Source organism: Moraxella sp. CTOTU47579, from assembly GCF_032004885.1.
Classification (GTDB): Bacteria; Pseudomonadota; Gammaproteobacteria; order Pseudomonadales; family Moraxellaceae; genus Faucicola; species Faucicola tetraodonis.
Genome location: NZ_DALZOJ010000025.1, coordinates 1 through 21,732, shown reverse-complemented (window position 1 = coordinate 21,732; position 21,732 = coordinate 1). Strand labels below are relative to the sequence as shown.

The following is a 21,732-nucleotide window of genomic DNA, read 5'->3' as shown; positions in this document are numbered from 1 at the left end:
GTTGAGTATGCCATTTTGTTATTGTAGCACTTCTAGATTTCTTTAACTATATATAAAGGTGACAGATAGCATAAGACAAGTCAGATTGGATGCGATAAATTAAGCCCGGCAGTCATTTTCTCCTGCAAAAATATTAGGTGGTTAAACGGTTAATCTATTATACTAAGTAGTATTTTTTCTGAATTCATATAACGATTCATTATATGTTAAAATCAAGAAAACCATTGATAACATTGCCAGCCTGTGCCAGCAATTATTTGATGAACTGATAATCAAAGGCTAACCTTCCCAATCACTAGCCTTGCAAAAATCATCGTGATACGACTTATGTGTATTGTCAGATGTAAGCTGATAAACCGCATTTTTTAACCCAATGCGCACAAGTTTAAGTAAGTTGTCATCACTGAATTTTATTTTTCTAAGGAGTTTGTATGCAAGACATCGAACGCGAGCAAATGGAGTTTGACGTAGTTATCGTAGGTGGCGGACCTTCAGGTCTATCTGCGGCAATTCGTCTACGTCAACTTGCCATTGCTGCTGGCAATCCTGATTTTAGCGTGTGTATCGTTGAGAAAGGGTCAGAATTTGGTGCCCATATCTTATCAGGTGCGGTCATGGAGCCTAATGCACTGACTGAACTGATTCCTGATTGGAAAGAAAAAGGTGCGCCCGTTCGCGTGCAAACCAAAGGTGACCGCGTCTATATGCTCAAAAATGAGACCAAATACCGCGAATTGCCAGAAAAAATCGTCCCAAGCTTGATGCACAACCACGGCAACTATATTATCTCATTGGGTAACCTTGTACGTTGGTTAGCTACCCAAGCCGAAGAGCTTGAAGTGATGATGTTCCCAGGTTTTTCTGCCGCTGAAATTCTCTACAACGAAGATGGTTCTGTTCGTGGCGTATTGACAGGTGACATGGGCGTCAATGCCGAAGGTCAACCAAAATCAGGCTATGAGCCAGGCTATGAGCTACTGGCGAAATACACCATTTTTGCTGAAGGTTGCCGTGGTCACTTAGGTAAACGCTTAATCAGCCGTTTTAACCTATCAGAAGGCAAAGACCCGCAGCACTACGGTATTGGCTTAAAAGAGCTTTGGGAAATTGACCCTGCCAAACACCAAGAAGGCATGGTGCTGCACGGTTCAGGTTGGCCACTTAGCGAGACGCATAGTAATGGTGGTTGGTGGTTATACTTTGATGAAAACAACCAAGTGTCATTTGGTATGGTGATTGACTTGTCTTATCACAACCCTTACTTATCGCCATTTGATGAGTTACAACGTCTAAAAACCCACCCGCTCATTCGCAATATTTTAGAAGGCGGTAAACGCTTATCTTACGGTGCGCGTGCCTTGACCAAAGGCGGTTTAAATTCATTACCAAAACTGTATTTTGCCGGTGGTGTGTTAGTGGGTGACGATGCAGGTTTCCTAAACCCAGCAAAAATCAAAGGTACTCATACCGCCATCAAATCAGGTATGTTAGCCGCGGAAGCCGTGTATGAAGCGATTGCTGCCGGCCGTCAACATGACGAAGTGCCAACCTATGAGCAGAAATTCAAAGCATCATGGCTCTACTACGACATGTACCAAGCGCGTAACTTCGCAAATGCGATGCACCGCATGGGTATCTGGATGGGCGGTGCGTTCAACTTCCTAGAGCAAAATATATTTAAGGGTAAAATGCCACTGACTATTCGTGACAGAATGCCAGACTACGATGTGCTTGAGCGCGCAGACCACGCTTATATCCCTGAGTATCCAAAACCCGATGGTAAGCTGACCTTTGATAAATTATCTTCTGTGTTTATCTCCAATACCAACCACGCTGAAGATCAACCGTGTCACCTAAAATTAACCGATCCAGAGGTACCAATTAAGCGTAACCTCAAAATCTTTGCTGAGCCTGCACAGCGTTACTGCCCAGCAGGGGTATATGAAGTGGTGCAAAGTGACAGCGGCGCAAAATTTGTAATCAACTCACAAAACTGTGTGCACTGTAAAACTTGCGATATCAAAGACCCCTCACAAAACATCACGTGGGTCACGCCAGAAGGTGGTGGTGGTCCAAACTACCCAAATATGTAATGATGTATCAAAAAAAGCCGCTAACGTTAGCGGCTTTTTTACTGGGTTTTGTCAAACTTGTTTAAACCAAATAAGGCTCACCCACTTTGACACGCATGGTTTTACCAACACTGCTTGAATAAGTGGGTTTGGTGATATCACTGACAAACACCCAGTCGCTGGTGCATTGCTCAGGGGTGACTGTCACAATCATATAACCGCGCTGAGAGGTGTCACACCATTTTAACGTACCGCCTTTGACCAACATGGGTAACCCCAGCGATAGCTGTTTTGGGTCAACTGTCGCTAAGTATTCTTCAAAACCTGGCGATGTCACTGATTGTACCGCAAATTCCACCCCGACGGGTTCACCTTTGACATTGACTAGATTATTTGCCCAAGCGTTATGGGTATCGCCTGCCAATACCACTAAGTTTTTTTGCATAGCGTTGGCAATACCATAAATCATCTCGCGTGCCACCGCGTAACCATCCCACGCATCTAGGTTATAAGGAATGAATGGGGCTTGCTGCAATTGTTGTACCATACTCTGCTCTTGCGGCGTCAAGGTCGTGGGCGCGGTCTGCGCTTTTTGCATTAGGGTCAGATAAGTGACGGCATCTACCCCCAAGGCAGGGTTCATAAAGTTGAGCAGTACGGGGGCAGGAATAAACATCTGCCCCATCACCACTTGCTGACCCAGAATTTGCCAAGTCGACTTTGACGCTTGCAATTGACCTGCCAGCCAATTTTGTTGGGGCAAACCAATCAATTGGCGACTGGTATCTCGCATTGCTGCGGTGAATTTCGTGCCATCCAAGGTGAGCTGACCATTGGCATCTTTAACTAAAAAATTATTGTAATCTAGCTGTTTGTCCCGGGCAATAACACGGGTGTCTAGCATATGCAGACTGAGTAAATTACCAAAATCAAAACTGCGATAAATTTGCGTCATCACACTATTACGCGTGGGCATCCATTCATGATAGGCTTTCATGGCGTCCATTTTGCGCTGATTCCAATCGCCTTCATTGGATTGGTGGTTTTCGGCACCCGCTTTATAAGCATCATTACTAATCTCGTGGTCGTCCCATACCGCAATCATTGGCATGGCGGCATGTACAGCTTGCAAATCTTTATCGGTACGATATTGGGCATAGCGCAAGCGATAGCCAGTAATGGTGAGCAATTCTTCCACTGGGATGACTTCGCGCTTGAGCTGTGCGGCCTGGCTTGAAGCATAGGCAGGCACCGTTTTACCTTGGTCATCGATGGTATGACGACCATATTCATAGATATAATCACCTAAGTGCAGCAGCACATCGACATCGCTGCGCTTGGCAATATCGGCATACGCATGAAAATACCCTGCAGGATAGTTTGAACAGCTCACCACCGCAAGTTTCACTTGACTGACATTCGTGACAGGTAGGGTTTTGGTTTTGCCAATCGGACTGGTGACACCACCACATATAAATCGATAAAAGTAAGGCGTATTTGGCTGTAAACCCGTGGCATCCACTTTAACCGTATAATCCTGCCCACCGTTTGTTTTGTTCATGCCTTTATTGATGATAGTATTAAACGTATTATCACTGGCAATTTGCCATTCGACATCAAGGCTGCTGCCACTGTTCGTCGGTGTCACACGAGTCCATAAAATCACTTTGTCAGCAAGCGGGTCGCCACTGGCTACGCCATGTAAAAAGCTAACTTGCGCTGTGTTATCATTATCATCATTGTCATTATTACAGCCCACTAGCATCATTGATGCACCTGCGACAGTCGCAAGCGATGTTGATTGTAAAAAACGGCGACGGTTGATAGCTGGGGTTGATGGCTGAGTGTCTTTAAGCAAATTGTGAATAGGAGAAGTTTGCTCAGCAGGCGGTTTGGTCATGGGGTTTCCTCTAGATAAGGCAAAGCAACAATATGAAAAGTCAAATTGTGATAAGTCAAATTGTAATAAAAAGATACGCTATCGCTAGGAAACATTAGCTGACTAAGGTGACAACCGTATGACGATTGAATGAACAATTAACGGCAAATTTTAGCCAATAAAAAAGCTGACCGAAGTCAGCTTTTGCGCAGTCAAAAATCTATGTCATAAAACATACAGGCAATAAAACTAGGCATAATACCTAGTCGCTTATCAATACTAGTAGCTAAATACCTGCAGCCGCTTTAAATGCAGCTTCATCAAAGTCGTCACCATGGGTCACAACGATGGTACCATTAGGGTTAATGTTGACAAATTTGACCCCTTTGATGTCTTCGGTTTTTTTGATGATTTCATCAGCAGTGGCTTGGTCTGCGATAGGTAAATCGTATTTAGTTTGTGGCATAACAGGTATCCTTCATATTGATAATTCTATATTAATAAATAACAGTAATATTGCGCAATGGATAAAAAATTAATTAAAACCAATAGTTACGATAGTTAAGTCAGTGTTAATTAATCAATAAGTACATAGGGTATAACATAACAAAAAATTGCAGGTGTGAATAGTCGCTTTATCCGTAAAAACAACGCTCTATCAGAATTCAAGCGCCTACTATGCGCTATCACGCGTTAATGTATTTGATGGCATCGGGTGTCCAATGGCTGATATATTGCTGCACTTGTGATTTGCGATTTTCATCAGCAATTAGGTACTTAGCAATCGCTTGCGCCACGATTAGCAAGCTTTCATCTCTGGCTAGGTCACTGACATAGTAGCTATCAAATCCTGTCTGCCGTTTACCCAAAAGCTCGCCTGCACCGCGTAGTTCCAAATCTTTTTGCGCAATCACAAAGCCATCATTGCTATCTCGCAGCACATTGAGCCGCTCGATACCCGTTTCTGACAATGGCGTTTGATAAAGCAATACGCAAAAGCTTTTTTGGGTGCCACGCCCCACGCGTCCGCGTAGTTGGTGCAATTGCGATAATCCTAATCGCTCAGCATTTTCAATCACCATCAGCGAGGCATTGGGCACATCGACCCCGACTTCAATCACGGTGGTAGCCACTAGCAAAGCGGTTTTACCCGCTTTAAAATCCGCCATGACCGCTTGTTTGTCATTGGGCTTCATTTTGCCATGCACCAAACCAATGTTCAGATTGAGCCTGTCATTCAAATCGGCATAAGTCGCTTCAGCGGCTTGCGCATCAAGCATGGTTGACTCTTCGACCAGTGGGCACACCCAGTAAGCTTGTTTGCCTTGCTCGCAGTTGGCAGCGATACGTTCAATCACTTCATCACGTCGGTCACGGCTTATGGTGACGGTGGTGATGGGGGTGCGGTTGGGCGGCAGCTCATCAATGATGGACGTATCCATATCACCAAATGCACTCATGGCAAGGGTACGCGGTATGGGTGTGGCTGTCATAATCAGCTGATGCGGTGTGGTATGCGCCAAGCCTTTATCTACTAGCGCCATTCGCTGCTCCACCCCAAAACGGTGCTGCTCATCGATAATCACCAAGCCCAACTTGGCAAAATTGACATGTTCTTGAAATAGCGCATGCGTACCGACCACGATTTGTACCTCGTTGTCTTGTACTTGTTGCAAGGCTTTTTCACGCGCTTTGGCTGTTTGCTTGCCCACCAGCCAACCCACACCGATGCCAAGCGGTTTAAACCAGCTTTTAAAGTTATTAAGATGTTGCTCCGCCAAAATCTCTGTCGGTGCCATCACCGCCACTTGCCAGCCGCTATCAAGCGCATAGCACGCCGCCAAAGCTGCTACCAAGGTTTTGCCTGCGCCAACATCGCCTTGCACGAGTCGCAGCATGGGCACTGACGTTGACAAATCTTTGACGATTTCCGCTACTACCCGATTTTGGGCATGGGTAGGGGTAAAAGGTAAATTAGCTAACAACTGATTAGCAAGCTCGCTTGTGGCATCGCAGCGCGGTGCTTTATGCTGATAAAGTTGTTGTTTGCGGTACAGTAGACTCAGCTGGTGCGCGAGCATTTCTTCTATAATGAGCCGCTGACACGTCGGATGGCTGCGATTTTTTAACGCCGCTAATACCAACATTTGCTTGTTCAAATCGGTATAAATGGGTGGCTGATGGATAAAGCTAATGGCTTCTAGCAAGCTAAATTCGCCAAATGGGTTGTGGCTACCTGCCAGTAACGGAAACTGCTTACTCAGCGCACTTTGTACGATTTGCCACTCAGCATCACTGATAGTAGCCATCACAGGATTGGATTGTTTGACCGTTTGCAGCGCAAGTCGAATCAAGCTGCGCAGTTTATTTTGATGTAGGTACTTGACCGTTGGATAAATAGGTATGAGCCCTGTATTGGTCAAGGGTTGATGTCCAGTAATAATTTCATATTCAGGGTGGCTGATTTGGGTGCCATACTTACTGATACTGATTTCACCAAACACACGCAAGGTATTGCCCACCGCCATGGTTTCGGTCAATCCACGATAGACTTTGAAAAAGCGTAATGTTGTTTGCGCTGTCCTATCTTGTAATGTCACGCTTAGGCCCATCTTTTTGTTTTCGACGCGGACAACGGTACCTTGTAGCAATGCCGATTGTCCATCGACGACATCACACATATTGACCAGTCGGCTGCGATCCTCATAATCACGCGGCAAATGTAGCAACAAATCAAACACGCGCTCAATACCAAGCTGGTCAAGCTGTTCAGCGATTTTGCTACCTACGCCAGCAAGCGCGGTGACGGGGAGATTAAAGATGTCAGGTTTTAGCGTCATATTATAAAGTTAGCTTATCTGCCTATAATAAAAATAGCATGAAAAAACACCAAATTAAGTTAGAATACATAGCGACACAATTTACGCTTTATAACCGATGAACTCAACAAATTTATCATTTAATAATATTGCTGTTTTGATTGATGGCGATAATATCAATGCAAAAAATATTGAAAGTATTCTAGCTAAGGTCAGCACCCTTGGCACAATCGCCTGCAAGCGAATTTATGGCGACTTTAAACAAGGCAAACTAACAACTTGGGATGATATATCACTGAAGTTATTACTTGAACAAATGCATATTCCCGCCTATGTTAAAGGTAAAAATGCGACTGATATCGCCTTAGCTATTGATGCCGTTGACTTATCTTATCTTGATTACGACTGTTTTTGTATCGTCTCATCAGACAGTGACTTTAGCATATTAGCCAAAAACTTACGTACTAAAGGCAAGAAAGTGTTTGGCTTTGGCAAATCGACTACTGTAGAGTCGTTTAAAGTCGCTTGCGATGATTATTTTGTAATGGATGATGCAATACCGCCAGAGCCAAGCAATAGCGCGACCCAATCAACCCCCAGTCAACAGTTAACTGATACATCTTTTACTCAAAAGTTGGCTATGAATGAAAGTCCATCTGAGCCGCCTATCGCTCGCGTAATGCCGCAGCAACTAAAACAAGACACAGCTTTATTAAATGCCTGTCGGCAAAGTATCCAACATCATCGACAAAATAATGGTTGGTCAAATTTTTCCAACGTTGTCAGTTATTTAAATAGCGATTACCCGAAAATTTCGCCCAAAAATTATGGTTATAGTAAGTGGCGCAGCTTGTTTAATCAGATAGATTTATTTGAAACCCAAATGCAAAACAATCTGTTAATGATTCGGCAAAAACCGAGTCAAAATAAGACAAAAAATCTACCAACCGATGCGACTACGCTCATTCAAGAGCAAAAATTGCTCGATGATATTTATGAGATTTTCGCCAAACCCATAATCAAAAAATTATTGACTAAAAACCAAGGCTGGCTACATATTGGGCAATTTGGCAGCGAGCTTAAGAGTAAAGGCTATAACCCCACCCAATTTGGGGTTAAAAATTTTACCAAATTGGCAGAAAATATTGGCATTTTAAAAGTTAAAAGACAACCCAGTGTCATTATGATTGCTCTACGTACTTAGGCTTGCTATGAAACCGTTTTCTTTCTTTGCCTTGATAACTACTAGTATTTACTTTACGGTTACCGCTTGCACTAAAACGCCATTGATACCCACACAACCTACTAAACCATCCGTTCAACCATCAGTAAAACCCAAAATCGCCCTTGTATTAGGCGGTGGCGGTGCCAAAGGTTTTGCTCATGTCGGCGTCATCAAGGTACTGGAAAAAAATGGCATCACCCCCGACTTAATAGTCGGTACCAGTAGCGGCAGTTTAGTCGGTAGTTTATACGCCAGTGGCAAGTCCGCTAGCGAACTTGAAGACATCGCGAACCATGTTAGCAATAATGAATTACTCGATTATAGCTGGAGCAAACAAGGCTTTATCGAAGGTCTCAAACTACAAAACTGGGTAAATACCCAAGTCGATAATCGACCGATTGAAAAACTCCCCATCCGTTTTGCCAGTGTCGCCACCGATTTAACCACCAAGCAAAAAGCCGTCTTTGATAAAGGTAATACCGGTCTAGCGGTGCGTGCATCCAGTAGCGTGTATGGCGTTTTTGTACCGCCACGTATCAACAATAAACGCTATGGCGATGGCGGTCTGACAAGCCTTGTGCCGGTGCAAACTGCCAAACAAATGGGCGCAGATATTATCATCGCGGTAGATGTCTCAAGCCCGCCAAAAAACAGTCATCCACAAGATTTCTGGGCGCTACTGGATAAGACATTTGCCGTCATCCCCAATCAAGCAAATGCTGCTGAAATTAAATTAGCGGACGTGGTGATACGCCCGGCCGTTGGTGATATTGGCACGACCAATACCGTAGCCAGAGAGGCGACGATAAAAGCAGGCGAAATTGCAACCTTAGCAAAGCTCAGCGATATCGAGCAAAAAATCGGCAAGTTTCAAAAATTGTAACTAAAAAAACCGCTCATTCAATTGAGCGGTTTTATGCGTTGAGCGCTTATTATTTTACTTTTAAACGATATTTCACCATCGCTACTTCATTAAGACCCAAACCTGGTACATCCCACTGTATGGCTTTATAGTAAGCCATCGGTAGGTTCTGTAGCACGCCATTCATGTTGGTTTTTAGTGGCATATATTGAAAATTGGCACCGTCCATACTACCAAACGCGCGGGTTGGCTCCACATCGCTTGTGCTCACTAATTCCATATTGGCTGGAATGTTCATGGTCACTTTCATGTTGCGGATACGGTCGGGGCTGTTATTGGTTAAGTAGCCGCGATACTCTACGACGTTGCCTGATGCAAGGCGCGTTTGTGCATTGACGGGGCTTAACACTTCTTGACCTTGTGGATCCTGACCAACAACAGAGGCTAAAATGCGGGTTTGAACTTGACCAGCAGCGGGTGCTGAGATAGGCGCTGCTTGATTATTATCAACAGGGTCTAATGCCACCGTTGGTAGCACAGCCATTGCGGCGGCTGATGCCCCAAGTGAGGCGGTCATTAGCGCGAATACTGAAAGCTTTTGCATGAATATTCTCCATTAAATCATGATTTTCAAATGTTCAAAATTGTTGTGTCAGCGGGTGTTAGCGTATTCTCTTTTTTTGGCAGGTTGGCATACACCGCTGATTGGGTGGTCAAATAGGTTAAGGCTCGACTATAGATTAGCATAACAAACTTTACAATTTAACTCACTAGCAAGTTGAAAGTTGCGCGATGAATTTACTAAATACAAACATCGCAGCCAAAATCAGTAAGATTAGCTATTGTATTTTGTAAGGTTTATTGATAGCCTTATCGTTAGTCTCTTAGCGACATATCGCAATCACGCTGTTAAACATACATGTATGTTTAATTACATGTATGTTTAATTAAAAGAGACAAAAACTTTATCGTGCGCTGTTTGTACGTCTACTTTTTTATCATGTCTACTGTTATCATGCCAACTTCAACCGACACTTCAGCAAGTTTTACCCATGGCAATGCACCACTTGCCGATGGCGAAACCATGACTGACAATAACCCTATACTTGCCTATCACGCTATGATTGATTTACCCAATACTGCCCAACAAAATGCCGCTGCCACAACCCCTGCTTATGTTACCCCGCCTTATGTATTATGGTTTCGTAACTTTGCGCCCTATATCAACACCCATCGTGGCAAGACCTTTGTCATTATGTTCAATGGCGAAGCGGTCAATCACGACAATTTTAGCCATTTGATTCATGATTTTGCGCTGCTACATAGTCTTGGCATTAAGCTCGTACTCGTCCACGGTGCGCGTCCGCAAATTGATGCCAATCTTGCCGAGAACCATATCGAAACACCGATGGCGGATGATGTGCGCATCACTACAAAAGAAGCCATGCCGTATATCCTAAAAGCTGTTGGCTCAATTCGCCTGCAAATTGAAGCGCAGCTATCGATGGGACTTGCCAACTCGCCGATGTATGGCTCTCGTATTGATGCCATCTCAGGCAACTTCGTCACCGCCCGCCCTTACGGTATCCGTAATGGCATCGATTATCAATTTACTGGGGAAGTGCGCGCGATTGATGCCGAAGCCATCCACAACAATTTAATCCATGATCATGTGGTAATTTTGGGTAGTATGGGCTATTCTGCGACCGGCGAAGTATTTAACCTTTTGGCTGAAGATGTGGCACTACAAGCGGCGATTAGCCTAAAAGCGGATAAATTAATTTTCTTGGGTGAGCAAACAGGTATCTATAAAGATGGCACTCACCTGCTTAAAGAAATGATTCCGCATGAAGTGACACGCTTCTTACGTGATGTTCCTGAAAGCTCAGAAATCGCGCGTTTCTTACGGGCAGCCAGCGATGCTTGTCAATACGGCATCCACCGTACCCATATCATCTCCTATGCCAAAGATGGTGCACTACTTGAAGAGTTATTTACCCGTGATGGCTCAGGGACGCTAATTTCCCATGATCCCTATGAAGAAATTCGCCGTGCCGATATCGACGATGTGGTAGGTTTGATTGAACTGCTAGAGCCACTCGAAGAACAAGGTATTTTGGTCCGTCGTTCGCGTGAGCGTTTAGAGAGCGATATCGAGAACTTTAGCGTGATTGAGCGTGATGGTATGGTGCTAGGCTGCGCGGCTTTATACCCACTCAACGACCAAGCCGCGGAAGTGGCTTGTGTGGCTGTCCATCCCGATTATCGCAATGGTAGCCGTGGCGCAGATTTGATAGCATTCTTAGAGCAACAAGCGCGTAGCCGTGGCATCCATGAACTCTATGTCTTGACTACTCGCACCGCACATTGGTTTGTCGAGCATGGGTTTATGGAAGTCCCTGCTGAATCGCTACCGGCTGACCGCTATGCCTTTTATGACAATACCCGCAACTCTAAAGTATTAAAAAAGGTGCTTTAAAGGTACGCTTTTCAAGCCATCATATAAAAAACGCTCAATAGGAATATGAGCGTTTTTTTATAGCCAAACGGGACAAAACTTTAAGATAGGAGAAAACTTAAAGTTTGACGGGTTGGGTCACAGGTGGGTTGACTTGTAACAGCTCAATATCAAAAATCAACACGCTATTGGGCTGGATATCGGCATTGCCTGCTTCGCCATACCCCAAATTAGCGGGGACAAACAAACGGTATTTACCCCCTTCTTTCATCAACTGTAACCCTTCTGTCCAACCTTTAATCACTTGATTGAGTGGGAAAGTCACAGGTTCGCCACGTTTATAAGAGCTGTCAAAAATGGTACCGTCAATCAAGCGCCCTTCGTAGTGGACTTTGACTTTGTCCGTCGCTTTAGGCGATTTGCCCTTCCCTTGTGTTAGCACTTGATATTGTAGACCCGACGCGGTAGTCATCACGCCTGATTTTTTGCCGTTTTGTAGCAAGAATTGTTTGCCTTTTGCCGCATTGCTAGCTGCTAACGCTTGTACTTCTTTGGCATAGGCAATTTCTTTGTTTTTTTGATAGTCTAGCAATACTTTTTGCATTTGTTTTTTGTCAAGATTGGGCGACTGCGCTGAGTATGCATCCCGAAATCCCTGAAAAAACGCATCAAGATTTAAGTCATCAATACTGTCTTTATTGCTCTCACCCATCAGATAGCCAAAGCTATAGCCGACTTGTGCCAATGCTGGGCTAGTTGCCGTCACTGTGGATTTTGGTACATAAACAGAGGACGCAGCTTTGTTTGTGCCCGTGCTGGCGGGTGCGGCATTTGCACTGATTGACGTAACCGCTAACAGCATGCCAGTAGCGATGCCAGTCACTAAATTTACTTTTTTATATCCTAAAATCATTGGGATGTTCCTTTGCCATCGTGTCGATGAGTAGGGCGAGCGAATTCGATAGTTGCGCTTGCCCAGCTGATTGAGATCACCTATCTGACGCCAACCCAACCTATTGGGCAGGTTGAGAAGCTGACTGCATGGCTTCAATTTGTTGTTGTAGTTGGGCTTGGATATCTGCTGCGGCAGGCTGTGCGGCATCAGCGGGTGGATTGACTTTTAGCAAATCAACATCAAAGATGAGCACACTATTTGGCTCAATACCACCTTGTGGGGCGCCTTGCTCACCGTAAGCAAGTTTTGATGGAATGTAGAAGCGATATTTGCCGCCTTCTTTCATCAATTGTAAGCCTTCAGTCCAACCCGGGATAACTTGGTTAAGCGGGAATACCGCAGGCTCGCCGCCATGCTGTGCAGTGCTATCAAACACTTTACCATCTAGCAATTTACCTTCATATTGTACTGCTACGATATCTGTGGCTTTGGGCTGCGCGCCGCTACCTTCTTTGAGCACTTCATACTGCAAGCCAGACGCGGTAGTTTTGACCCCTGCTTTTTTAGCGTTTTGCGCTAAGAAAGCCTCGCCTTTGGCTTGGTTGTCTTGTAGGCGTTTTTGGATTTGGTTTTGCTCATAGGTTTGTACCGCTTTAATCATTTCTTCACGGGTCATGGTCGATTCTTTACCATTAAAACCGTCATTGATACCTTGATTGATATCAGCAGGATTGAGGTCTTTGGCGTCTTTTTTGAGGTTTTGACCCATCATATAACCTAGGCTATAACCTACCTTTGCCACTTCACTGCTTTGGGCATTGATAGTGGCTGAATTACCTGCCAACTGACGGCTACCGATGGCGGCTACTTGTGGGTCGTTGCCAAAACTTTTGATAAAAACGGGTGATAATGCCAAAGCACCTAACACAACTGCTACCAATACGGGAACTGTATTATTGCTCATAAAATTTCCTATCTGATATGTCCAATTAAGGTCTAATAACGACTAAAAAATTGTATCTATCATAGCAGAAATAGTTTGTAAAACCTATGGCATCGTCAGGTTTAGGTTTTTTTGTGGGCAAATAGCGGCGATAGCAAAACGGTCTTTAGATTTATACCCTTTTGTTGACTGTATCGGCAGCAAAAGGACTTTCATGGCGCATTTTTACCCTTTTTTTACCGTATTAGCCCGCTAATGATAAATGGGATGAATGTGACAGCAGACTTGTTAAGCCCTTGACATAAAGTTACCTTAAGTGAGAGCGGCTCAACGTAGAGACAGCATGAGAAATTTATGAGGTAGCTAAGACAATTAGCTATGCAAATCTTGCAACGGCTGTGACATTTTCTCAAAGTATTTGCCTTTGACGCCGCGATAGTTTTCTAAAATTTTGGGTAAATCGGCGTCATAGTCGCCTGTTGGGTAAAACAAGGGCATAAAGCGCATTTGTTTGGTCTTATAGTCCATCGCAATCGGTAAAATGGGTACGCCTGCCCCTACGGCAATATGATAAAACCCTGTTTTCCATTTTTCGGTATAACTGCGTGTCCCTTCAGGTGCCAACCCTAACCAAAGCTGCTCTTGTTGGTTAAATTGTTCAATGGCCGCCTGCAAAGTCGAACCTTTTTTCTGACGGTCAATTGAGATCATACCGCCCCACTTTAAAAAAGGCCCGATGAGCGGGAGACGAAACAGCTCTTTTTTACCCATCAATTTAAAATCAATGCCAACCGATAAAATGCCCATGACCGCATTCCAGCCATCTTCATTGGAGGTGTGAGGGGCAGCGAGCATCACTAGTTGTTTGACATCAGGTACGTCACCGACCACTTGCCAACCTGTTATTTTTAAGTATTTTGCGGCAAGTTTGGCGATTTTTGGGTCATGACGGCGCGGCACGTTAGACCCAAATTGGCTAGGGTCTACTGGCGTTTGGTTGATATCCATGAATATACTCTTTGAGATACTAGATTGAATTAAAATACTAGGCTAAAATTTTCAGTTTACATTAGTTCACTGAAATTAGCAAATTTGTTGATTGAAGAGAGTTATAACAAACTTTTGGGCTGAAGGATGATAATACTTGCACCCAACAATATTACCAAACCGCCAATGCTGTCCCAGTGCGTCAGAGAAACGCCATCGACAAATTTTAGCCATACCAAAGCCGTCGCAATATATATGCCACCATATGCGGCATACACTCGCCCTGTCGCTGTGGGATGAAGGGTCAATAACCATACGAACACGGCGAGCGTGATGGTCATAGGTACAATGAGCCAAAGCGGTTTGTGCTGTTTGAGCATCAGATAGCCAAGATAACAACTGACAATCTCGGCAATGGCGGTGATAAAGAATAAAAGCAGGGTAATCAACAGTTTAGTCATATTCGCGGATTTGCCCCATGTTAGATGTTAGGCTGAAGGAGAAAGTTGATAAATCGCATCACGAGCGTCATTTTCTTTTGAAAAGTCTAACGCGTCATAGGATTTATCTACTTGATAATGTTTAAACGTATCAGATAGCCATACACTGTCAAAAGTACACGCTATCAGTGTAAGCTTAACGTCAATCATTTTTGCCTAGCCATTAAACCCCAATTTCCGCCAAATCGCCTTTTTGCTCAAGCCATACTTTACGGTCGCTGGCGCGTTTTTTGGCAAGCAGCATATCCATCACGCTATCGGTCGCAGTTGGGTCATCAAGGTCTAGCTGCACCAAACGTCGCGTATCAGGATTCATCGTGGTTTCACGTAGCTGTTCGGCACTCATCTCGCCCAAACCTTTAAAACGGGTAATTTGCGGCTTTTTATTTTTTGCCACTTTTTTCAAGATTTGCTCAAGCTCGTCATTATCAAGGGCGTACTCCACATCTTTGCCAATATCAATGCGGTATAGTGGTGGCATAGCGACATACAAATGCCCTGCATCAACGACCGCTTTAAAGTGTTTGACAAACAGCGCACACAGCAGCGTGGCAATATGCAATCCATCCGAATCGGCATCCGCCAAAATACAGATTTTATCATAACGCAGTTCGCTCAAGTCGTCCGAATCAGGATCAACGCCAATGGCAATGGCAATGTTGTGGATTTCTTCACTGGCAAGCACCGTATCGGGCGACACTTCCCACGTGTTCAAAATCTTGCCTCGCAAGGGCATAATCGCTTGAAAATGACGGTCACGGGCTTGTTTTGCCGAGCCACCTGCCGAATCCCCTTCCACCAAAAACAGCTCTGCGCCATCTCGCAAATCACCGCGACAATCCGCCAATTTGCCTGGCAGTGCAGGTCCTTGGGTGATTTTTTTACGCTCAACTTTTTTGGCAGATTTGAGCCGTTTGCCTGCTTTATTAATCGCCAATTCAGCGATTTGTTTGGCAATCTCCGAGTGTTGGTTGAGCCACAGGCTAAAGCCATCTTTGGCAAAGGCTTGTACCACGCCCGCCGCTTCTCGGCTCGATAAGCGCTCTTTGGTCTGTCCGCTAAATTGCGGTTCGGAGAATTTTAGCGATAAAATATAATTGACCCCATCCCACACATCTTCAGGAGCGAGTTTGACGTTGCGCGGCAGTAGATTGTGCAGTTCACAAAATTCTTTTAACGCGTCAGTAATGCCTGTGCGTAGTCCATTGACGTGGGTGCCACCTTGTGCTGTAGGAATCAAGTTAACGTAGCTTTCTTGCACAGGCGTACCACCCTCGCTAAGCCAACAAATGGCAAAGCTTAACCCTGCTCGTTCGCCTTTTTTGGCGTCGTAATTAAACACGAATGGCTGTTCTGGGAGGGTGATTTCTTCGACCAGTTGCTCGGTGAGATATTGCGATAGCCCATCGGTAAATTGCCAAACGTCTTTGTCACCGTCAATTTCATTGATAAAAGTAATGGTCAGCCCTGCCGATAACACGGCTTTGGCTTTAAGATGGTGTTTGAGTTGTTTGATGTTGAATTTTGGTGAATCAAAGTATGTTTCATTGACCCAAAACCGCACGAGTGTGCCACGTTTTTTCTTGTTGCTAGCTTGAGCAATGGCAAGCGGAGCAACCGCATTACCATCAACAAATTGCATGGTGAATGCTTCGCCATTTCGCCACACCGTGACATCGACTTTGTGCGATAAGGCATTGACGACTGAAATCCCCACGCCATGCAGACCGCCTGAGACTTGGTAGTTGTCGGTAGAAAATTTACCGCCTGCGTGTAGGCGTGTCAGAATCAATTCAATGCCCGATTGCTTAAATTCGGGGTGAATGTCGGTCGGCATGCCGCGTCCGTCATCTTCGACCGACAACGAACCATCGGTGTGTAGAATGACAGTAATGTTTTTGGCGTGACCTGCAAGGGCTTCATCCACCGAGTTGTCGATGACTTCTTGGGCAAGGTGGTTGGGGCGTGTGGTGTCAGTGTACATACCAGGGCGACGGCGTACTGGGTCAAGACCTTCTAATACTTCAAGTGAGGTGGATGTATAATTGCTCATTTTTTTCCCATTAAATAACACTAAACTTTAATTTGACCAACATTTTTTATTGAATCAACGGCAAGCCAAACAAAAATTTCACAATTTGCGGTAATTTGGTTTCAAAATCACTCATCACATGGTCGCCACCCTCTTCCACAATGATATGGCTTTGGGCATTGCTTTTTTCCAAAGCGCTTTGACTAAAATAATTGACCGCATCTTGGAAATTGAGCAACTCATCGCCTTTTTTCAAGATTACCAATAAATTCTGCGGATTGAGCGATTGTTCGGGGCGATTTGCTACCAGCCACTCAATATCTTTTTTACTAATATGCCAACCATCGGGGGTCACGTGACCGATATAATCATCGGGCAAACCGTCAAAATCTTCCCCAAAAAAACGCTTGAGACTTGTGCCACTGTGCACACTTGGATTGAGCAATACCGTTTTTTTACCTGTCAAATTTGCCAAAATATTGCCATAAAATCCACCGAGCGAACTACCGACCAAACCTGTATTGGGGTCTTTGGCAATAATTTCTTGGATTAAAGCAATCGACTCATTGGGTGAACGATTCAAATCGGGCGCAACAACTTTGATTTGTGGGAAATATTTGGCACAAAAATCTTTGAGTTTTTGCGCTTTTTCGGCGTTTGGATTGCTATCAAGTCCGTGAATATACACAATTTGCATGGTTTTCTCGCTATTTTTTAATTATAGTAAATTATCATATCGACTGTTGTTGGTTTGGCTAACATTTAATCTTAGCATTGCTTGGCTAAAATAGCCATGATGCGAGGTTTCAACACGTTAAAATTTGTCGTGTTAGTTAGATAGCCGTGTTTGGTGGTACTTTTTTGTCTGTGTTATTTGATTTTCAGCCCAGTTAACCCTATCTCTGCATAGGTGGATTACGCGTCCATTTGTATGGCGTAGTCAGGAGTTATCACCGCGATGGAGCAGCAAGAGTTATTTGAGATTGCCAGTCCTTGTATTCAAGTCTGCGAGCTTGATAAACAGGGGTATTGTAAAGGCTGTTTGCGCAATCGTACCGAGCGTGACCTTTGGCTTATGATGAATGACTCCCAAAAGCGGCAAGTACTTAAGTTATTGACTATCCGACGACTCAAACGACTGCGTGCCGAGCGTTTGGCGCACCAAACCCCCACTCAAACTGCGCAAGAAGATGAGATAAATTTGACATTGTTTGAAGATAATGAAAATAATGTTGGCGACTAATTGATTAATTGATCGTAATGTCTACTAAAAAAAATTAGGTTGAATGCATGAATAGTTCTTGGTTTAAGCAGGTTTGGCGACTTGCATTAACAGCGATTACGGTATTGATTTTTTTCATGGCAATTCGTGCGCTTTACCGTTTGACCAAAACTGTGCACTATCAAGACGTTCTAGACGCTATCGCGCATATTCCTACTTTCCATCTTATTATCGCCGCCATCGTGGTGGCTTTTGGTTATTTAGTACTCACCATTTATGATTTTATTGCACTACGCCAAATCGGCAAAAAACTTGATTACCCGCATGTCGCCCTCACCTCTTTTACCGCTTATGCCATTAGCCACACCATTGGGCTCAATCTTGTCACCGCGAGTGGTATCCGTTATCGTAACTATCGCCGTTTTAATCTGAGTCATAATGAAATTGCCAACATCGTCTGGATGGTGTCAATGGCATTTACCTTTGGTATTACCACGTTGATTGGGGCGTCTTTGACTAGCCATCCTGATATTACCATTCAACTATTATCCGAACTGGATAAATCCCTTGGCATCTTTGAGCATACTTTTTATGTACGGGTGCTTGGCATCACCATGTTAAGTATGATTGCTGCGATTATTGTGTATGCTGGCAGGCAAGGCAAACATGTGGTGATTCGCGGTTGGCGTTTTGACTTACCGCCCGCCAAAATTGTGCTGCAACAGATTGCGATTGCCATTTTAGATTTAAGTACCGTGGCGTTGGTACTGTACTTACTATTGCCGCCTTCTGAGCATATTAGCTATTGGGCGACCTTTTCTGCGTTTATTCAATCAATGGCAATCGGTATTTTAAGTCATGTCCCTGGGGGATTGGGCGTATTTGAAGTGGTCATGATTACGGCTTTGCCCAAAGTCGATCGGACGCAGATGCTGGCAGTGTTATTGATTTTTAGATTACTGTATTACATCATGCCATTTTTGGTTGCCTTACTGGCATTATTGGCATATGAGGCAAAGCTATATTTGAGTGAAAACTCTGACAAAAAAAAATAACCTTTTACATTGTTAACACTTTGCATCAAACAAACATGTTTTCATATCGTAAAAGGTTATTTTAAGCATGTTTGGTATGATCATACCAGATTAAATAGACCTGTTAAATCGACCTATCTTATCACTTTAGTGTTTAAACTTTTCGGCTAATAAAGGCGACAATGAATAAAATCACCGCCACTGCCAAGAATACATATGCCAAGTTTGCTGATAGTCCTGCGACACCACCAAACCCTAAGAAACTCGCAATGAGTGCGATTACCGCAAAAATAATAGCCCAACGAAACATGATAACTCTCCTTTTTTTTATTGTTTTAAATGTCATGCGCTGCAGTTAGACATTTTGCATTTAGATACTTTAACACTTTACATTTTAGTTTTAGTTAAAGCCTGTTAACCTATGCTTTATTGCATGAGTACATATTAAAATAATTCTATAGCGTTGTAACGAGCACTTTTGTAAGGTTTGTGGCTTTCTCATAGCCTGTGTATAACAAAGTGCAAAAAAAACCATGCATGGTTAATGATGTTCATGCTTCTGGTAAGCATTAGTAAGTATTGCAATGCTGTGTTAATGTAGCTGTAGCTTGCATTGACAATCTCACTGATTGTTAACGCCACCGAATGACTTCCTTAATGGCATTAGGATTTGTTTACGTATTCTCAACATTTTGTCCCTAATCCTTACATTGTTGCGGCCGATGATTGTTTTATAATGGCATCTAGGCTTTTAGTATTCCCTTAACAGTGATTCTCTTTATAATACTGTCATATTTGGGAATTATACTAACTACCTATATAACTATAGAATAACTATAGACACAAGTATAGCAATCAACAATGAGGAAAAAATTATGAAAAAGTTAGCCACAACACTTACTGCATTAGTCATAGCAACAGGTCTTACCGTGAGTGCCCAAGCAGCGACCAAAGTAACGACTACGACCAAATCGACTACCACACACAAAAACGTAGCAACGGCAAAAGCAAAACCGCAAAAAGCTACCCAAAAATCCACAAAAGCATCAAAAAATACTCACAGCACCAAAGCTTCAGCCAAGGCTAAAAAAGGCAGCAAAGTAGCTCCAAGAACCAGTGAAGTAAACATTGATATCCCAGCTGACCTAAAAATCGACGAAAGCAGCAACAAATCTGTTGCGCCAGTCGCGCCTAGAAATGCCCAATCAAATCCTGGGTGGTACCAGTAGCGCAAGTTACCCAAACAGGTCCTGCGGTTTAATCAGTCACCGTGCAACCGGTTGATGATAACACAGCGATTGCCTCAACAACGACAACCGTACCTGTTGACGTACAAACTGTACCCGTTGTAGTAAACCCATAATCGCTAATTGTTAAACGATTTTTATAAAAAAAGATGCCTGCGTGGCATCTTTTTTTGTGGCTAATTAGTGGATTGATTATTTGGTCAATAAAAAAGACACTCTGAATACCTTTTTTATTGTTATATGACTCAAAATCTTTAGCAACTTTTAGCGGTGATAAGCAGCATATTTGGGATCTGCTGCCGCGGTGAATAACACGTCCGTTGATGAGTTGAGTGCTGTCTCAACCGAGTCTTGTACTACCCCAATAATAAAGCCAATCGCGACTACCTGCATGGCAATGGTGTCAGGAATATTAAAGAAACTACAGGCCAATGGTATCAATAGCAATGACCCCCCTGCAACACCTGATGCCCCCGCCGCAGCTAAGGTAGACACCACCGCTAACAATAGCGCAGACCCGAAGTCCACATGAATACCTAACGTATGTGCCGCTGCCAATGTCATGACATTGATGGTAATCGCCGCCCCTGCCATATTAATGGTGGCACCTAACGGAATAGTGATTGAATAAGTATCCTCATGCAAACCCAACTTATGCGCAAGGTTTAGATTCACAGGAATATTGGCAGCTGAACTACGAGTAAAGAAGGCGGTGATGCCACTTTCTTTAAGGCAGGTAAACACCAATGGATAAGGATTTTTGCGGGTTTTGACAAATACAATTAATGGGTTTACAACTAAAGCGATAAACACCATAGAGCCGACCAACACTGCTAACAAACGGGCATAACTTAATAACACCGACAGACCCGTTTCAGCGATGGTTTGTGTCACCAAGCCAAACACGCCCAATGGCGCAAACCAAATCACCCATTTGACCACGCTTGAGACCGCTTCCGCCAAATCGTTAATCATTTGCTTGGTATTGTCTGAGGCATGGCGCAAGGCAAAACCCAAAATCGCCGCCCAAGATAGCACGCCCATGTAGTTGGCATTGACGATCGATTTGATAGGATTTTCCACCATGTTGGTCAAGAGTACTTTTATCACTTCTGCTAAAGATGACGGTGGCGCTTGGCTGACTTCACCGGCTTTTAAAATCAATTCGGTTGGGAATAAAAAACTTGCCACGACGGCCGTCAAAGCTGCCAAGAACGTACCTGCCATATACAGCACCAAGGTTGAGCGGACATTGACCTGAGTGCCTGATTTATGCTGACTGATAGCGGCAATGATTAAGATAAACACCAACAACGGTGCAATCGCTTTTAACGCACCGACAAATAATGCCCCCAAAATTGAGATGGTTTGCGCCACACTCATCGATAAACCGCCGATGATAGTCGGATTGGCTAATGAACCGACTAAGATACCAAGTATCAATCCAATCACAATCAAAGGCACCAACCCCACGCGCTGATACGCTTGGATAAGTTTTAACATAATAACTGAAGTTACGCACCGCTAATAGCCTTAAGCTGGGCAAAAGCCGACTGA

20 protein-coding genes are annotated in these 21,732 nt (G+C 43.9%); 7 read left to right on the top strand and 13 right to left on the bottom strand.

The genetic code is table 11. The annotated features are described in order from the left end of the window. The first annotated feature begins 431 nt into the window (after nt 1-431). Nucleotides 432-2,093 carry an electron transfer flavoprotein-ubiquinone oxidoreductase gene (locus RTP55_RS10780; RefSeq protein ID WP_312386008.1) on the top strand — a complete coding sequence of 554 codons (1,662 nt, stop codon included), beginning with the start codon at nt 432-434 and terminating at the stop codon, nt 2,091-2,093. Between the two features lie 61 nt (nt 2,094-2,154). Here RTP55_RS10780 and RTP55_RS10775 read toward each other — a convergent pair whose 3' ends face one another. The 3 genes from RTP55_RS10775 to recG form a co-directional block, all read right to left on the bottom strand. Next, on the bottom strand, nt 2,155-3,972 hold the full coding sequence (locus tag RTP55_RS10775; RefSeq protein WP_312386007.1) for an alkaline phosphatase D family protein: 1,818 nt from the start codon (nt 3,970-3,972) through the stop codon (nt 2,155-2,157). 265 nt (nt 3,973-4,237) lie between these two features. Then, nucleotides 4,238-4,417 (bottom strand): hypothetical protein, encoded by a 180-nt coding sequence (locus RTP55_RS10770; RefSeq protein ID WP_101964595.1) that lies wholly within the window; start codon nt 4,415-4,417, stop codon nt 4,238-4,240. A gap of 220 nt (nt 4,418-4,637) precedes the next feature. Continuing rightward, the gene (gene recG, locus RTP55_RS10765) at nt 4,638-6,791 is read right to left on the bottom strand and encodes an ATP-dependent DNA helicase RecG (RefSeq protein ID WP_312386005.1); all 2,154 of its coding nucleotides are present in this window, start codon (nt 6,789-6,791) and stop codon (nt 4,638-4,640) included. Nucleotides 6,792-6,888: 97 nt separating this feature from the next. Here recG and RTP55_RS10760 point away from each other — a divergent pair, with 97 nt between their 5' ends. After that, nucleotides 6,889-7,974, top strand: a complete 1,086-nt coding sequence (locus RTP55_RS10760) for an NYN domain-containing protein (protein WP_312386004.1) — start codon at nt 6,889-6,891, stop codon at nt 7,972-7,974. Between the two features lie 7 nt (nt 7,975-7,981). Next, nucleotides 7,982-8,878, top strand: a complete 897-nt coding sequence (locus RTP55_RS10755) for a patatin-like phospholipase family protein (RefSeq protein ID WP_312386002.1) — start codon at nt 7,982-7,984, stop codon at nt 8,876-8,878. Between the two features lie 49 nt (nt 8,879-8,927). On the opposite strand, the gene RTP55_RS10750 is transcribed toward RTP55_RS10755, so the two are convergent. Beyond that, nucleotides 8,928-9,461, bottom strand: a complete 534-nt coding sequence (locus RTP55_RS10750) for a hypothetical protein (protein WP_065253570.1) — start codon at nt 9,459-9,461, stop codon at nt 8,928-8,930. Nucleotides 9,462-9,977: 516 nt separating this feature from the next. On the opposite strand from RTP55_RS10750, the gene argA reads away from it, so the two are divergent. After that, a complete protein-coding gene (argA, locus tag RTP55_RS10745) occupies nt 9,978-11,336 on the top strand; it encodes an amino-acid N-acetyltransferase (protein WP_065262875.1) in 1,359 nt (452 codons plus the stop codon). Between the two features lie 97 nt (nt 11,337-11,433). Here argA and RTP55_RS10740 read toward each other — a convergent pair whose 3' ends face one another. From RTP55_RS10740 to RTP55_RS10710, 7 genes are all read right to left on the bottom strand, one after another. Beyond that, a complete protein-coding gene (locus RTP55_RS10740) occupies nt 11,434-12,228 on the bottom strand; it encodes a BamJ family beta-barrel-assembly machinery protein (RefSeq protein ID WP_219332053.1) in 795 nt (264 codons plus the stop codon). Between the two features lie 100 nt (nt 12,229-12,328). Next, nucleotides 12,329-13,174 (bottom strand): BamJ family beta-barrel-assembly machinery protein, encoded by an 846-nt coding sequence (locus RTP55_RS10735; protein WP_312386000.1) that lies wholly within the window; start codon nt 13,172-13,174, stop codon nt 12,329-12,331. A gap of 351 nt (nt 13,175-13,525) precedes the next feature. Continuing rightward, on the bottom strand, nt 13,526-14,161 hold the full coding sequence (locus RTP55_RS10730; RefSeq protein WP_312385999.1) for a lysophospholipid acyltransferase family protein: 636 nt from the start codon (nt 14,159-14,161) through the stop codon (nt 13,526-13,528). 101 nt (nt 14,162-14,262) lie between these two features. After that, on the bottom strand, nt 14,263-14,601 hold the full coding sequence (locus RTP55_RS10725; protein WP_065253566.1) for a YnfA family protein: 339 nt from the start codon (nt 14,599-14,601) through the stop codon (nt 14,263-14,265). 27 nt (nt 14,602-14,628) lie between these two features. Next, nucleotides 14,629-14,790 (bottom strand): hypothetical protein, encoded by a 162-nt coding sequence (locus RTP55_RS10720; RefSeq protein ID WP_203171288.1) that lies wholly within the window; start codon nt 14,788-14,790, stop codon nt 14,629-14,631. A 13-nt stretch (nt 14,791-14,803) separates the two neighbouring features. Further along, the gene (gene parE, locus RTP55_RS10715; RefSeq protein ID WP_312385998.1) at nt 14,804-16,693 is read right to left on the bottom strand and encodes a DNA topoisomerase IV subunit B; all 1,890 of its coding nucleotides are present in this window, start codon (nt 16,691-16,693) and stop codon (nt 14,804-14,806) included. Between the two features lie 46 nt (nt 16,694-16,739). Further along, nucleotides 16,740-17,369: a YqiA/YcfP family alpha/beta fold hydrolase gene (locus RTP55_RS10710; RefSeq protein WP_312385997.1), complete on the bottom strand. Its 630-nt coding sequence runs from the start codon at nt 17,367-17,369 to the stop codon at nt 16,740-16,742. A gap of 261 nt (nt 17,370-17,630) precedes the next feature. Here RTP55_RS10710 and RTP55_RS10705 point away from each other — a divergent pair, with 261 nt between their 5' ends. Together RTP55_RS10705 and RTP55_RS10700 are read left to right on the top strand one after the other, a co-directional pair. Beyond that, entirely contained in the window at nt 17,631-17,915 is a 285-nt protein-coding gene (locus tag RTP55_RS10705) for a DUF1289 domain-containing protein (RefSeq protein ID WP_312385996.1), read from the top strand. A 47-nt stretch (nt 17,916-17,962) separates the two neighbouring features. Beyond that, nucleotides 17,963-18,949, top strand: coding sequence for a putative bifunctional lysylphosphatidylglycerol flippase/synthetase (locus tag RTP55_RS10700; protein WP_312385994.1), 987 nt, complete (start codon nt 17,963-17,965; stop codon nt 18,947-18,949). Nucleotides 18,950-19,082: 133 nt separating this feature from the next. Here the strand turns inward: RTP55_RS10700 and RTP55_RS10695 are convergent, their stop codons facing one another. Continuing rightward, complete coding sequence (locus tag RTP55_RS10695) at nt 19,083-19,238, bottom strand: DUF1328 domain-containing protein (protein WP_065253562.1); 156 nt, start codon at nt 19,236-19,238, stop codon at nt 19,083-19,085. Between the two features lie 565 nt (nt 19,239-19,803). Here RTP55_RS10695 and RTP55_RS10690 point away from each other — a divergent pair. After that, nucleotides 19,804-20,157, top strand: coding sequence for a hypothetical protein (locus RTP55_RS10690; protein ID WP_065253561.1), 354 nt, complete (start codon nt 19,804-19,806; stop codon nt 20,155-20,157). Between the two features lie 282 nt (nt 20,158-20,439). On the opposite strand, the gene sstT is transcribed toward RTP55_RS10690, so the two are convergent. Further along, nucleotides 20,440-21,678, bottom strand: a complete 1,239-nt coding sequence (gene sstT, locus RTP55_RS10685) for a serine/threonine transporter SstT (protein ID WP_312385992.1) — start codon at nt 21,676-21,678, stop codon at nt 20,440-20,442. Nucleotides 21,679-21,732 lie beyond the last annotated feature (54 nt).